Origin of the sequence: Pseudomonas sp. FP2338 (assembly GCF_030687515.1) — a bacterium.
In the GTDB taxonomy this organism is placed as follows: domain Bacteria; phylum Pseudomonadota; class Gammaproteobacteria; order Pseudomonadales; family Pseudomonadaceae; genus Aquipseudomonas; species Aquipseudomonas salomonii.
Map to the genome: position 1 here is coordinate 6092023 of NZ_CP117436.1, position 14672 is coordinate 6106694.

Below are 14672 nucleotides of genomic sequence, written 5' to 3' on the forward strand. Positions count from 1 at the left end.
CGCTGACTAAACCACTGAAGCTCGCCGTGGTCGGCCACACCAATGTCGGCAAGACCTCGCTGCTGCGCACGCTGACCCGCGATGTGGGCTTTGGCGAAGTCTCCCATCGCCCCAGCACCACGCGGCATGTGGAAGGCGCGCGCCTGTCAGTCGATGGCGAAGCCTTGCTGGAGCTGTACGACACACCCGGCCTGGAAGATGCCATCGCCCTGCTCGATTACCTCGAACGCCTGGACCGACCCGGCGAGCGCCTTGATGGCCCGGCTCGCCTGGCGCGGTTCCTGGAAGGCAGCGAAGCCCGCCAGCGTTTCGAACAGGAAGCCAAAGTACTGCGCCAACTGCTGGCCTCGGACGCCGGTTTGTACGTGATCGACGCCCGCGAACCGGTGCTGGCCAAGTACCGCGACGAGCTGCAAGTGCTGGCCAGTTGCGGCAAGCCGTTGCTGCCGGTGCTCAACTTCGTCAGCAGCAGCGACCACCGCGAGCCGGACTGGCGCGAAGCCCTGGCCCGCCTCGGCCTGCATGCGCTGGTGCGCTTCGACAGCGTGGCACCGCCGGAAGACGGCGAACGCCGCTTGTATGAAAGCCTGGCCCTGTTGCTGGAAAACGCACGGCCGCAATTGGAACGCCTGATCCTCGATCAGCAAGCCCAGCGCCAGGCCCGCCAGCAAAGCGCTGCACGCTTGATCGCCGAGTTGTTGATCGACTGCGCCGCGTGCCGACGCAGCGTGGTCACAGAGGATGAACAGCAAGCCATCAGCGACTTGCGCAAGGCTGTGCGCCAGCGCGAGCAAAAGTGTGTGGAAGCGCTGCTCAAACTGTTCGGCTTCCGCCCGCAGGACGCCGCCGCCAGCGACTTGCCGCTGCTGGACGGGCGCTGGGGCGATGATTTGTTCAATCCGCAAACCCTCAAGCAACTTGGCGTGCGCGTCGGTGGCGGGATCGCTGCAGGTGCTGCCGCCGGGGCGGGCGTGGACCTATTGGTGGGCGGCCTGACCCTGGGCGCGGCGGCCCTCGCCGGGGCGATCGCCGGTGGCGCGCTGCAAACCGCACGCAGCTACGGCAGCCGCCTGCTGGGCAAGATCAAGGGCCAGCGCGAGCTGACCGTCGACGACAGCGTGCTGCGCCTGCTCGCCCTGCGCCAACGTCAATTGCTCAAGGCCCTGAATTTACGCGGCCATGCGGCGATGCACAGCATCAAGGTCGACACGCCTCAAGACCAAACCTGGCGTGCAGGCAAATTACCGGACGCTTTACACAAAGCCCGTGCCTACCCGCAATGGTCGTGCCTCAACGCCCAGCCAAAGCTTAGCCAGGCTGAACGTCAGGAGCAGATTCATGTATTGGCGCTGTCACTCAAGGATGAGTGACAGCGAGCGCCCATTGATCTGCGTTGCACCTGGCCCATGGCTCATGAGGCCGGGATATCCAAGACCTTGACCTCAAAGGTTTGCGGTTCGTGCCAGCTGAACAGCAGGTACAGCTCAGCCAACTGGTGGACCAAACGCCGATCAAGGTCGTCGATCACACCGTCATGGTTGATATCGAAATGAATGTTCCATTCGAGCACTTGGTCGTTATCAAAATCATAAGCGGCATTCCAGGCGACCAGTGTGTGTGGGTGAGTATTCCCCGCGCCCTCCTGCACGTGCAGGCGCACCGTGTCGGGCGTGCCGTCTTTGTAGAAGTCTTCGGAAAAAAATTTCATGTAGCGCGTTGAAGTGGTCCCAGGATTAAACCAGTTGAGCTTCAAATAGGCAGAGGCAAACCGGTCCAACAACACTTTATCCAGTCGGCTTTCCCGACCGTCATTCGTCACATCCCCTCTGCTGTAGTCGATTTTCCCATCGGTTGGGAAGTCGTAGGCCACGGCATGATGGATCAAGCTGTCTTGAATGCCTGGTGTGCTTTGGTAGAACTGAAGCAACACCGTATCTGCCCGGCCAACCCCTGTTCGGTCCTGCGCAAAAACTTTTAAGTAGCGCATTGATTGATTCCTTTCTACTGAGACGGACGTTCTCACTTCCAGTTGAATTTCAAGAACACATTGGCCAAGGACTCAATGACAGCCCGGTCGGCCGCGTCCACACGCTGGTTCTGGTCGGCGTCACCGTAGACGATGCTTTCCAGCAAGCCGTTGTTATCCGTGTCGAATGCCGCATGCCAACTGACTAAGGTTTTACCGCCGCTCACGCCCTCGCGTTGATGTAATTCCAGGTGTACTGAGTCAGGCGAGCCGTCAGCATGAAGATCCCTGGCAAAGGCCTTCATGTAGCGTTCCACGCCATGGCCTTGGTTGAGCCACTTCAACTTGAGGTAGTTATTGGCGAAGATGCCCAACAGGCGCTGATCGACGGAGGTTTCTCGGCCGTTGTTATTCACGTCACCCACTGTGCAATCCAGCTTGCCGCCCGCGATGCGCGCCGTCGCAATAGCTTGGTTAAGCAACACGTCGTCTTGCGCATCGTCACGTTGCTCATAGAAATTCAGAAGTACCGCATCGGCCTGCCCACTGTTTGCGCGGTCCTGGGCAATGACTTTCAAGTAGCGCATTGATCCACTCCTGGTTTGCGCTCACTCAAGCTCGGGCGAGACCGGTCATACCATTTGAACGCAAGGAAGTTGTTGCACATGGATCGGATCAACGCTTTGTCGTCTTTGTCAGCGACACCGTTTCGGTCTACGTCGGTAGCGCTGAAAGACTCCAATACGCCGTTACCGTCGGCATCGTAGCCGGCGGCCTGATAGACCAATACGGGTTTACGCAGTGGGCTGCGGCGGTCCAGGAAATTCAACTGCACGCCGCTGGGAGGGTCTTTGGCATCGTTCTGTATCGCGACGATTGCCAGCGTGCGCCGCCAACGCTCGCCCTCGTTAAACCAGTTGAGCCTCAGGAACGTATTGGCAAACGCCTTGAGCAACCAGCTATCGAGAACATCGCTTTTACCGTCAAAGTTGATATCACCGCAGAACTGAAAGTCCACGTTCTCATCAGCATCGATATCCACTGCGACAGCTTCATGAACCAGCTCATCGACTCCCGTGGCATGACGTTCGTAAAAATGCAGAATGACCGTGTCGGCCATGCCATTGCCGCTGCGGTCCTGTGCGGTAGCTTTCAAATAATGCATCACCTGTTCTCTTGCGTGGCTGAAGTCACACGAGAGTAATGAAGCCGGCAAAAGCGTCGCTAGGCGACGCTTCTGGACTGAACGTATGAATTCACGCTAGCTGTTATCGGCAGACGTAAGTCAAACGCTGTTGTCTTTGTACCATTTGAACCCAAGGAAACTACTGCACAAGGAACGGATCAGCGCTTTGTCTGCCTGATCAACTACGCCGTTTTTATCCACATCGGTATGGGTAAACCACTCCAGGACGCCATTCCCGTAGCCATCAAAGGCTGAGGCTTGATAAGCCAACGTTGGTTTACGCCCCGTACTGCGCCGGTCCAGAAAGTTGAGTTGCACACCGTTGGGCGGGCGTTTTTCGTACTCATGGATGGCGATGATGACCAACGTGCGCTTCCAACTTTCACCGTAATTAAACCAGTTCAGTTTAAGAAAGGTGTTAGCAAACGTCTTGATCATGTGGCTGTCGATGACGGTGCTCTTGCCATCCACCTCGATGTCCACAACCGTCTGCAGATCCACGCTGGCATCGCCATCCATATCAACGACAAATGCTTCATGAACCACCTCGTCAAACCCAGCAGCACCCCGTTCATAGAAATGTAGAAACACGGTATCTGGGCGTCGATTACCGCTGCGGTCTTGAGCGGCGACTTTTAAATAACGCATACTTATCTCGGTTGCAATTAAAAAACTGATCAATAGGTATCAACCACCCGTTCGCTACACAAAACCGGTGTCAGGCGTTTACCAACTAAACTTAAGAAACCTATCGGCCAATGGCTGCACTATTATCAGATCACTGGCATTGACAACACCCTCCCGGTTGACATCAGAGTAAATGCTCCAATCCGGGCGGCCATTATTATCAACGTCACAGACTGCGTTCAAGGCAACCGCGTTTTTCGGGACGCCTCATCTGTTCCTTCATGCATGTGCAAACAAACAGTATCCGGCATGCCGTCTCGGGAGAAGTCCACCGCAACCGCCTTGTTAAGCAGAACAGCACGACCGCAAGCACTTTTTTATAAATCGAAGTCTGACCACATTGGCGTGGCCTTTTCCAAATCGATCCTGGGCATACACTTTAAATCACGCAGGGTTAACGCCCTGAAAAACAATACACCCTAGGCTATTTAAAACGTCGCTCCCTATCCAGTGCTCAACGCCTGCGGCCAACGTAAGAAGGTGCAACAACACCTGCCCCTTAACGCCAGTTAAACTTCAGGTACGTCTTGACCATACGCTGCAGAGCCTCTTGATCAACGGTATCGAACAGGTCGGTGGGGAGCATTTCCTCATCCAGTCGCATCTCCCCCTTTGCAGGGTCGCCACACGCGGTAAGGCTAAGCATCAATTGCTCCTTGCCCATCATCGGCTTCTCACGCTGATAGAAATCCAATCGTATTTCAACAGGGTTGGTCACCGTGTCGAAACGACTCACGTAAACATTGATAGAGCGGTTCGGCATTGAAGGTCGGCTGAGCCAACTCAACTTCAACACACTGTTAGCAAACTGCTTGAGCAGTTCCCTATCCTGCAGGCCTGAAACAATACGGTCGCCATCAATGTCTCCAGTGATTTGATAATCGACCAGGCCGTCAGCCGAGGTATCAACAGCCGTCGCTGTACGCACCACCTCGTCCGGCAGCTTTGGATTACGCTGCGTAAAGAAAAGATTCACCGTGTCTGCCTGAGCATTGGAACTCTGGTCTTTTACAACAACTTTCAAATAACGCATCTGCACGACTCCCTTAATAACTTCAACGCTTTACTGAGTGACGCACTATTGATGCCAGCCCTTCATCTTGACTTCCAGTCGACTTCAAGTGCTGGTGTTAGTGTCGTACCACCGCATCTCCAGAAAAAGGGTGCCCAGCACTCGCATCCATTCTTTATCCACTTTATCGGCGATACCGTTCCCATCGATATCACTATTGGTAAAGGTCTCAAGCACACCATCGCTGTCAGCGTCATACGCTGCGGCGCTGCACGTCAGGCTCTCTTTGCGAACCCCGCCCAGCAAATCGTGGAGTTGCAGCTTGATGGCATTGGGTTTGCCTTTCTTATCGTAATGGTCCACATACACGCTCAACGTGCGCTGGGAACTGCCACCTTTATTGAACCAACCGAATTTTAAAAACGCATTGGCAAATGTCTTTAACAGTTGTTTATCTCGAATGGTGCTCTGCCCATCACGGTTGATATCACCGGCGCACTGCACATCGATCACCGAGTCGCCGTCCATGTCCACCGCCAGGGCTTCATGCCTCAATGCATCCGGCTCGCCGGCCTGGCGCTCATAAAAGTGCACGATGACGGTATCAGCCTTACCGTTACCGCTGCGGTCCTGAGCGGTCGCTTTTAAATAACGCATGGGAATGTCTCAAAAATGGGCAAGACCCAAGGCTATTCCAGGTCTTGGTCATTTAAGAGTTCATGGCGTCTGAACCGCCGGTACGAAAGAGCGCCGACAGGCGTGTTAAGTGCCGACACCGGCTGCCAGCAGGCCACGGGCCTTGGCTTTCAGCAGTTCCAAGTCGACTACGGGCACGTGCATGTGCTTGGCCTGCTCATCCCAGTGGCGCATGCGCAGGCTGACGTGGCAGAGCGGGTCTTGCTCAAAGGCCCGCGCCTCTGCGGCTGTCATCACGCCCCCCTGATAACCCAAGGTACGGCGACTGGCTTCGCTCAAGCGCGCGTAGTAGTCCGGCTGGCTGAAGGTCAGGTAGCGCTTGGCCTGCACGTGATACTCCACCAGCTTGGCCATGCGCTCGCTGAAACCTGCGCGGCGCAGATAATCCGCGCCTAGCCGCTCGTGGCTGACCACGCCATAACCGCCCATGTTCTCGCCGCCCTGGCCGCAGAGGTGCCCGATGTCGTGGAAAAACGCGGCCAGTACTACCTCATCGTCGAAGCCTTCGGCCATGGCCAACTGCGCGGCCTGGGACATGTGCTCGATCTGCGACACCGGCTCACCGATGTAATCGGCCGCACCGTGCTGTTCGTACAAGCCGAAGACTTCGGCGATGACCTGGTCCGGGTTCATCATGCGCTCCCCCACAATGCTGTGATATTTCGCTCGGCCATCGCCGGTCCCACGCTCATGCCTACGCCGGAATGCATCAACGCCGCGCTCACGCCCGGCGCCGCACGCAGGAAGGAAAACGGTGCCGGGCCGCGTGAGCCATAAACACCCTGCCAGCGTTCCACCACCTGGATTTTGCAGCCCAGCGTCTGCTCCGCCAGCTCGATCAGCCAGTCATCGACTTGCTCGGCATTGAACGGCGATGCATCGCTGCCGTAGTCATGGGAGTCGCCGATGATCAGCTCGCCATGGGGCGTCGGGCTGATCAGCAAGTGAATGCCGTGTTCTTGTAAATGCGGCGCTTCGCGCAGGATCTGTGCCTGCACTGGCGCGGCTTCCGGCAAGTCGGCAAACGCGCCGTAGTGCACGCAACTAAGGCCCGTGAGCAATGCGTGTTGCAGGTTCAGGTTGAGCGCAGGCCGGGCCCGCAGCATTTGCAGGCGGCAGATGCTCGGGTTGAGTTCGGCCATCGGTTCCGCCAGCAAGGTCTGGTAGTCATGGCCGGAGCACACGACCACTTGCTCGCCGCGAAAACTGCCTGCGGTGGTGTGCACTTGGCCAGGCTCAACGTCACGCACCAGGGTGGAGAAGTAAAACTGCACCTTCAGTTCCTGGGCCAGATAATGGATCAGCGCCGGGATCGCCTCGCGCGAATACAGTTGCTGATCATCCTTGCCATGCAGCGCCGCGCGATGATGGCGGAACTGGCCGCCATACAGGTCTTTCATCGCCGCGCCTTGCAGCAGCTCGACGTTGTAGCCGTGCTCCTGCCCCCGGCCGGCGCAGAAGGCTTCCAGCAGGTGCTCTTCGGCTTCGGTGCGGGCGAACAGGTAGGAGCCGTTGCGCTTGAGCTGGATACCGGCCACCTGTGCCCAGTGCGCCCAGATGTCGCGGCTTTCCCGTGCCAGGTCGAGCATCGGCCCAGGGGGTTGGCCGGTGACCAGTGCCTGGCCGAAGTTGCGCACGGAGGCGCCCAGCGGTGTGGCGCTGCGCTCGAAGACCTTGACCTTGAGGCCGCGTTTGGCGGCGGCGTAGGCGTGGGACAGGCCGAGGATGCCGGCGCCGATGATCAGCAGGTCGCTGTGGTGTGTCATGAAGATATGTCCTGAATGTGAAGCCACTATCGCAGGCAATCCAGCTCCCACATTTTGATTTGCGAACCCGATTAAATGTGGGAGCTGGCTTGCCTGCGAAGAGGCCATCAGCCCTAACGAAAACCTTACTGACCCGCTACCTTCTCCGACTTGCCGTCATAGCGCTTGCGCCATTCGGTCAGGATGCTGTCGCGGTTTTTCGAGGCCCAGGCGAAGTCGTTCTTGATCAGACGCTGCTCGTAGTCAGCCGGCAATTCGGTCTGCGGCTTGGCGATACCCGGCTGAGCGAGAACGGCGAAGTTGTCTTTGTACAGCTCCATCGCCGCGGGGCTGGCGGAGAAGTCGGCCAGTTTCTTCGCTGCATCGGCGTGGCTGGTGCCCTTGATCACGGCAGTCGCTTCGATGTCCCAGCCCAAGCCTTCCTTGGGCAGAATAATGTCCAGCGGCGCGCCTTGGCGTTTGAGTTGCACGGCCGGGTATTCAAACGAAATACCGATCGGGAATTCCCCGGAAGCCGCCAGTTTGCAAGGCTTGGAACCGGAGTGAACGTACTGGCCGATGTTCTGGTGCAGGTCGTCCATGTACTGCCAGCCCTGCTTCTCGCCGAAGGTCTGCAGCCAGGCGCTCACATCCAGAAAGCCGGTGCCGGACGATGCCGGGTTGGGCATCACGATCTTGCCCTTGTACTCAGGCTTGGTCAGGTCTTGCCAGCTCACCGGCTTGGTCAGGCCCTGTTTCTCGGCTTCGACGGTGTTGAAGCAGATGGTCGCGGCCCACACGTCCATGCCCACCCAGGCCGGAGGGTTGGCGGCGTCGCGGTAGTTTTTGCCGATCTTGTCCAAGTCCTTGGGCGCGTAGTTATCCAGCATGCCTTGCTGGTCGAGGATCGCCAGGCTGGACGCGGCCAGCCCCCACACCACATCCGCCTGGGGCCGGGCTTTTTCGGCCAGCAGCTTGGCGGTGATGATGCCGGTGGAGTCACGCACCCACTTGATATCGATATCCGGGTTGGCTTTTTCGAAGGCCTGCTTGTAGGTCTTCAACTGCTCGGCTTCGAGGGCCGTGTACACCGTCAATTCGGTTTTGGCGGCAAAGGCATTCAGGCTGAATGCGCTGAGCAGAGCAGCGGCCAGGGCCAAGGGCTTGAACATGGAGCACCTCCTTCAGGGATTTTTATTGGCCGGGCGCGGTTTGGCGCCAGGCTTGAGAGCGGCGCAAGGCGCCACGTGAGGCCCACGCCAGCAGCAGCGAGACGCCGGCCGACGTGAACAGGATCAGGGTCGACATGGCCGCAGCGCCGCCCACATTGCCGGCGTCGTCCATGTTCAACACGGCGACGGCGGCGAGGATGGTGTCGGGGCTGTAGAGGAAGATCGCGGCGGACACGGTGGTCATCGCCGACACAAACAGGTAGCGCACAATGTCCAGTAACGCGGGCAGGCAGATCGGCACGGTGACACGCAGATAGTGGCGGTACAGCGGTGCCTTGAGGGACAGCGCGGCGGCTTCGAACTCGGCATCCAACTGGCGCAGCGCGGTGGTTGCGGTCATTTGCGCGGTGGTCAGGTAGTGCGCGATGGTGCACACCACCAGCAAGGTCATGGTGCCGTAGAACACGTGCAGCGGGTTGCCGTTGAGGTTGAAGAAGAACACGTAACCCAGGCCCAGCACCAAGCCCGGCACAGCCATCGGCACAAAGCTGAGAATGCGCAGCGCCAGGTTCAGGCCTTTCTGGCCCTTGGTCTTTTCCATCAGGTAGGCGCCGGTGAAGATCAGCACACTGCCGATCAGCGCAGTGCACAGGGCCATGGTCAGGCTGTTGCGATAGGCCAGCCAGCCGCCGCCGGCCGTGTCTTCAAACTGGTAGTGATTGAGCGATAGAGAGAGGTTGTACGGCCAGAACTTCACCAGCGAGGAGTACACCGCCATGCCGAACACCAGCAGCAACACGGCGCAGATCAACAACACAATCGCCAGGTAGCAGCCATCTCTTAAGCGTGACGGCGCCGGCAGGAACACCTGGGCGCGGCCGCTCATGGCGTCACCATGACGGCGGCGCAGCCAGGCATCCACAGCAAAGCTGAACAGCGCCGGCAACAGCAACACCATGCCGATCAAGGCGCCGCGACCGAACTGTTGCTGGCCGACCACCGCCTTGTAGGCTTCCAGCGCCAGCACCTGATAATCGCCACCCACCACCACGGGCACGCCGAAGTCGGTGATGGTCAGGGTGAACACCAGGCAAAACGCCGCGAATACCGCCTGACGCGTGGCCGGCCAGGTAATGCTGCGAAACGCCCTGGCGGAGCTTGCGCCCATGCTGGAGGCGGCATCGAACAGGCGCGCATCCGCCAGGGACAGCGCCGACAGCAGAATCATCAAGGCATGTGGGAAGGTGTAGATCACTTCACCCAGCACAATGCCCCAGAAGCCGTAGATATTGTCCGAGAGCAAACCACGCAACATGCCCTGGTTGCCGAACAGATAGACCAGCGCAATACCCGGCAACATCGACGGGGCCATCAATGGCAGCAGTGACAGGCCGCGCCAGATCGGCTTGCCGGGGATCAGCGTGCGTTGCAGTGCGTAGGCAAACAGGTAGGCCAGCGGTACGACAATAGCCGCCACGCTGAGGGACACTTTCAGGCTATTGCCCAACAGCCAATGGAAGTTTTCGCTGGTCACCAGCTCCCGCGCCGCGACCAGGCCGCCGCCCTGCCCGGCTTCGCTGCTGAAGCCGCGCCAGAAGATCGCCAGCAACGGCAACAACACCGCAATGCCCAACAGGAGTAACCAAAGCAGTTTGCCGCCGACCACAAAAATGCGGTCGCCAAGCTCAGCGCGGGAAACCTGACGAGCCACGTGGTCGGGTATCGGCAGACTCATATCAGCAGCCATCTCAGGCAAACACCTGCAGGCTGCGCGGCGGCAAAGCCACCCAGATATCCTGCGCGCCCAGGCGCGGCATGGCTTCGGGGGCCAGTTCGGCCAACAGTGGGTGGCCGGGCAATTGCTCCAGCTCAAAGCTCATGCGGCAGCGGTTGCCGAGAAAGGTGATCTCGCGGACCTTGGCTGGAAACAGGTTTTCTTCATGCACCAGCGGGTTGACGCTGATGGCTTCCGGGCGGCAGAACAAGCGGCCGGACTTGGCTTTGCTGGCGCTGTCATCCAGGCGCATGTGCAGGCCGCCGACCTGGGCATGGCTGTCGCTGCTGCGACTGAACGGCAGCCAGTTGCCCTGGCCGACAAACTCCGCCACAAACGGCGTGGCCGGGCGGTCGTAGATTTCCTGGGGCGTGGCGTACTGCTCGACCTTGCCGTTGTTCATCACGGCGATACGGTCGGCCATCAGCATGGCCTCGTCCTGGTTGTGGGTGACCATCAGCGTGGTGATGCCCAGGCGCCGTTGCAGTTGGCGCAGCTCGGTGCACAGATGCTCACGCACACGGGCGTCGAGGGCCGACATGGGTTCGTCGAGCAGCAGCAATGACGGCGCAGGCGCCAGGGCACGGGCCAGGGCCACGCGCTGTTGCTGACCGCCGGAGAGTTGGCCGGGGTACTTTTTTTCGCTGCCGACCAGACCGACCAGTTCGAGCATCTGCCCGACGCGCTTGCGCACTTCGTCGCGGCCACTGCCGGTGAGGCCATAGCCGATGTTCGCTTCGACGGTCAGGTTGGGAAACAGCGCGTAGGACTGGAACAGAATGCCGTAGTCCCGCGCCTGCGGCGGCAGCAGGGATACATCACGGTTGCCCAGGTAAAGCTCACCGCTGTCCTGGCGCTCCAGGCCGGCGATGCAGCGCAGCAAAGTGGTCTTGCCGCAGCCGGACGGGCCCAGCAGGCACACCAGCTCGCCGGCAGCGACTTCCAGGGAGACGTTGTCCAGCGCGGTGAAGGCGCCGAAGCGTTTCTGGATACCGCGCACCTTCATTGGCGCACCGGGTTGGGTCAGGGCTGTGTTCATGCATGGCACCTCATCAAACTGATGAAGGCCATGCTAGGCGGGCAATGCGTCCCTCTTGTGGCAGAAAGGCAAAAGGGGGTGATAGTGGTATTGGTGGATTTGTGTAGGACCGGCTCCCCTTGTGGCGCGACAAACTCAGAGCGGCGACATTTCCTGCGCCAACCCCAGAAACGCTGCCGGCAACCGTGCGCCTTTGCGCTCCTTGAGGCAGTACAAATACTCGGGAATCTGCGGTGCATTCTCGATGGTCAGCACCCGCAGGTGCGGGTCATGGGGCACTTCCTGGCGGGCGATGATGCTGATGCCGATATTGCGCAACACCGCCTCGCGAATCGACTCACGGCTGCCGATTTCCAGTAACGGCCCGTAACTCACGCCAGCGCCCTGCAACATCTCTTCAGTCAACCGCCGCGTGGTGGAGCCGGCTTCGCGCATCAGCAAGGTATGCCCGGCCAGCGCGCTCAGCGGCACATGTTCAAGCTTGGCCAGGGGATGATTGCGATGCACCGCCAGCACCAGCGGGTCGGTGCCCAGCACGCGGCGGATCAGGCGTGGGTCTTCGAGCAGTTGCGAGGAGGCCGCAACGTCGACGCGATAATCGTCCAGTGCTTCGAGCACCTGTTGGGAATTGCCGATTTCCACCGAGACGTCCACATGGGGCAGACGCTCGCGAAAGGCTTTGACCAGATCGAGGATGTAGTACGGCGCCGTGGCGGCAATCCTTAGGGCGCCCTGGACCTGGCCGGTATTGCGCAGGAAAAACTCGATATCGGCTTCCTGCTGCAACAGCGTCTTGACCATCGGCAGCAAGCGCGAGCCGTCGTCGCTGACGGTGAGGCGGCGCCCGCCGCGGTAGAACAGTTCAACGCCGTACTGGCTTTCCAGGTTGCGAATCTGGGTGGTGACGGTGGGCTGGCTCAAGCCGAGTTTTTTCGCCGCCTGGGTAATGCTGCCCAGGCGGGCGACCATAAAAAACGCCTTTAACTCAGCACTCAGCACACCGCCCTCTCATCGTCTATTTGCGCAACAGGCGCAGACCATTGAACACCACCAGCAGGCTCACGCCCATGTCCGCGAATACCGCCATCCACATGGTGGCCATGCCCAGGAAAGTAACTGCCAGGAAGATCGCCTTGATCACCAACGCCAGGGCGATGTTCTGCTTGAGGATACTCGACGTTTGCCGCGACAGACGAATGAATGCCGGAATCTTGCGCAGGTCATCGTCCATCAACGCGACGTCGGCGGTCTCGATTGCCGTGTCGGTGCCGGCTGCAGCCATCGCAAAGCCGATTTCGGCGCGCGCCAGCGCCGGAGCGTCGTTGATGCCGTCGCCGACCATGCCCACCCGGCGGCCTTGGCCGTAGAGGGTTTCGATGGCTTGCAGTTTGTCGGTGGGCAACAGGTCGCCCTGGGCCTGATCGATGCCAACCTGCGCCGCAATCGCCTGGGCGGTGTGGGTGTTGTCGCCGGTGAGCATCAGGGTCTTGATGCCCAGTTCGTGCAGTTGCTGGATGGCTTCGCGGCTGCTGTCTTTTACCGTGTCAGCCACGGCGAACAACGCCAGCGGGCCGGACTTGTCGAGCAGCAGCACCACGGACTTGCCTTGTTTTTCCAGGGCGAACAGCTTTTCTTCCAGCGCCGGCGAGCACAGGCCCAGGTCCTCCACCAGACGGTGGTTGCCCAAGTGGTAGGTTTCGCCGTTGATGTCGCCACGCACACCGCGACCTGGCAGCGCCTCGAAGTTATCCACAACGTGGCTTGGCAAGTTTTTATCCACAGCTGCCTTGGCGATGGCCAGCGACACCGGGTGGTCGGAACGCCCGGCCAGGCTGGCCGCCAGGGCGGGCGCGCTGTCTTCGACGTTGGGGAACAGCGCCAGGTAATCGGTTTGCACCGGTTTGCCGTGGGTGATGGTGCCGGTCTTGTCGAGGGCCAGGTAGTCGAGTTTGTAACCGCCCTCCAGGTACACGCCGCCCTTGATCAGGATGCCCTTGCGCGCCGCAGCCGCCAGGCCACTGACGATGGTCACCGGAGTGGAAATCACCAGGGCGCATGGGCAAGCGACCACCAGCAATACGAGGGCGCGGTAGATCCAGTCGAACCACACGCCGGCCATGAACAGCGGCGGGATAATCGCCACGCCCAAGGCAAACAGGAAGACTGCCGGGGTGTAGATCTTCGAGAAGCTGTCGACAAAGCGCTGGGTCGGCGCCCGCGCGCCCTGGGCCTGTTCCACCGCGTGAATGATGCGCGCCAGGGTGGAATTGTTGGCCGCCGCGGTGACCTTGTACTCAAGAGAGCCAGCCTGGTTGATGGTGCCGGCGAAGACCTTATCGCCCACGGTCTTTTCAATCGGCAGGCTTTCACCGGTAATCGGCGCCTGATCGATGGTGGATTGGCCGGCGGTGACTTCCCCGTCCAAGCCAATGCGCTCGCCGGGTTTTACCCGCACGATGGCGCCCAACTCAATGCTTTTTACCTCCTGTTCAAGCCATGAACCGTCGGCCTGCTGTACCGTGGCCTGTTCCGGCGTCATTTGCATCAGGCCACTGATGGCGTTACGTGCACGGTCCAGGGACTTGGCTTCGATCAGCTCGGCTACCGTGAACAGGAACATCACCATGGCCGCTTCCGGCCACTGGCCGATCAGGATCGCGCCAGTCACCGCGATGCTCATCAGCGCGTTGATGTTCAGGTTGAGATTTTTCAGGGCGATCCAGCCCTTTTTATAGGTGGTGAGGCCGCCGCTGAGGATCGATACCAGTGCCACCAGGGCAATTACCCAGGTCGGCGCCACGCCGGTGAAATGCAGCACTTCGGCGCCCAACGCGCCTACGCCGGACACCGCCAACGGCCACCAATGCTTCTTGGCAGGCGGTGCGGCAGCAGGCGTACCCTCTTCGATAGGGTCGGCCTGCATGCCGATGGATTTGATCGCCGCGATGATCGGCGCAGTGCTCGGCAGGTCATGGGTGACGCCGAGAATGCGATTGATCAGGTTGAATTCCAGCTGCTGCACGCCGGCGAGCTTGCCCAGTTTGTTCTGGATCAGCGTCTGTTCGGTGGGGCAGTCCATGGCTTCGATGCGGAAAGTGCTCAGGCGCGAGCCGGCTGTCGGCGCTTCGCTCAGCGTAACCACAGCGGGCGCTGCCTTGCTGGAACAGCAGGAATCGCCATGACCGCCATGCTCATGCTGTTTGACCGGCGTCAGCTTGGCGCCGTGGTCGTGGCTGTGTTCGTGGCCGTGGTCATGGCTGTGATCATGAGCATGGTCGTGGGGGTGATCATGTTTTTTCGGGGTGTGGATGGAATCGCTCATTCTGTCGCGTCCGTAAAGGTGCCTGTTGCCAAGTAAAGACCCTGTAGCCACTATAGGGTCAAGCACCCATTTG

General features: G+C 59.8%; 14 protein-coding genes. 1 reads left to right on the top strand and 13 read right to left on the bottom strand.

What is annotated here, in order from left to right; all coding sequences use genetic code 11:
* The first annotated feature begins 2 nt into the window (after nucleotides 1-2).
* Nucleotides 3-1370 carry a DUF3482 domain-containing protein gene (locus PSH96_RS27695; RefSeq protein WP_305460186.1) on the top strand — a complete coding sequence of 456 codons (1368 nt, stop codon included), beginning with the start codon at nucleotides 3-5 and terminating at the stop codon, nucleotides 1368-1370.
* 41 nt (nucleotides 1371-1411) lie between these two features.
* Here the strand turns inward: PSH96_RS27695 and PSH96_RS27700 are convergent, their stop codons facing one another.
* The 13 genes from PSH96_RS27700 to PSH96_RS27760 form a co-directional block, all read right to left on the bottom strand.
* Nucleotides 1412-1987, bottom strand: a complete 576-nt coding sequence (locus PSH96_RS27700; protein ID WP_305456418.1) for a hypothetical protein — start codon at nucleotides 1985-1987, stop codon at nucleotides 1412-1414.
* Between the two features lie 32 nt (nucleotides 1988-2019).
* Nucleotides 2020-2553 (bottom strand): hypothetical protein, encoded by a 534-nt coding sequence (locus PSH96_RS27705; RefSeq protein WP_305456419.1) that lies wholly within the window; start codon nucleotides 2551-2553, stop codon nucleotides 2020-2022.
* On the bottom strand, nucleotides 2541-3131 hold the full coding sequence (locus PSH96_RS27710; protein ID WP_305456420.1) for a hypothetical protein: 591 nt from the start codon (nucleotides 3129-3131) through the stop codon (nucleotides 2541-2543). Before PSH96_RS27710 ends, PSH96_RS27705 begins: the two co-directional genes overlap by 13 nt.
* 120 nt (nucleotides 3132-3251) lie before the next feature.
* A complete protein-coding gene (locus tag PSH96_RS27715) occupies nucleotides 3252-3800 on the bottom strand; it encodes a hypothetical protein (RefSeq protein WP_305456422.1) in 549 nt (182 codons plus the stop codon).
* Between the two features lie 538 nt (nucleotides 3801-4338).
* Nucleotides 4339-4872, bottom strand: a complete 534-nt coding sequence (locus PSH96_RS27720) for a hypothetical protein (protein WP_305456423.1) — start codon at nucleotides 4870-4872, stop codon at nucleotides 4339-4341.
* 84 nt (nucleotides 4873-4956) lie between these two features.
* Entirely contained in the window at nucleotides 4957-5508 is a 552-nt protein-coding gene (locus PSH96_RS27725) for a hypothetical protein (protein ID WP_305456424.1), read from the bottom strand.
* A gap of 105 nt (nucleotides 5509-5613) precedes the next feature.
* Complete coding sequence (locus tag PSH96_RS27730; protein ID WP_305456425.1) at nucleotides 5614-6180, bottom strand: phosphonate degradation HD-domain oxygenase; 567 nt, start codon at nucleotides 6178-6180, stop codon at nucleotides 5614-5616.
* Entirely contained in the window at nucleotides 6180-7313 is a 1134-nt protein-coding gene (locus PSH96_RS27735; RefSeq protein ID WP_305456426.1) for a TIGR03364 family FAD-dependent oxidoreductase, read from the bottom strand. The genes PSH96_RS27730 and PSH96_RS27735 overlap by 1 nt, the downstream gene beginning before the upstream one ends.
* 125 nt (nucleotides 7314-7438) lie before the next feature.
* Nucleotides 7439-8464 (bottom strand): putative 2-aminoethylphosphonate ABC transporter substrate-binding protein, encoded by a 1026-nt coding sequence (locus tag PSH96_RS27740; RefSeq protein ID WP_138813431.1) that lies wholly within the window; start codon nucleotides 8462-8464, stop codon nucleotides 7439-7441.
* A gap of 22 nt (nucleotides 8465-8486) precedes the next feature.
* A complete protein-coding gene (locus tag PSH96_RS27745) occupies nucleotides 8487-10211 on the bottom strand; it encodes a putative 2-aminoethylphosphonate ABC transporter permease subunit (RefSeq protein WP_305456427.1) in 1725 nt (574 codons plus the stop codon).
* Nucleotide 10212: 1 nt separating this feature from the next.
* Nucleotides 10213-11277: a putative 2-aminoethylphosphonate ABC transporter ATP-binding protein gene (locus PSH96_RS27750; protein WP_017139492.1), complete on the bottom strand. Its 1065-nt coding sequence runs from the start codon at nucleotides 11275-11277 to the stop codon at nucleotides 10213-10215.
* 135 nt (nucleotides 11278-11412) lie between these two features.
* On the bottom strand, nucleotides 11413-12276 hold the full coding sequence (locus PSH96_RS27755) for a LysR family transcriptional regulator (protein WP_305456428.1): 864 nt from the start codon (nucleotides 12274-12276) through the stop codon (nucleotides 11413-11415).
* Nucleotides 12277-12292: 16 nt separating this feature from the next.
* Entirely contained in the window at nucleotides 12293-14599 is a 2307-nt protein-coding gene (locus PSH96_RS27760; RefSeq protein WP_305456429.1) for a heavy metal translocating P-type ATPase, read from the bottom strand.
* Nucleotides 14600-14672: the final 73 nt, after the last annotated feature.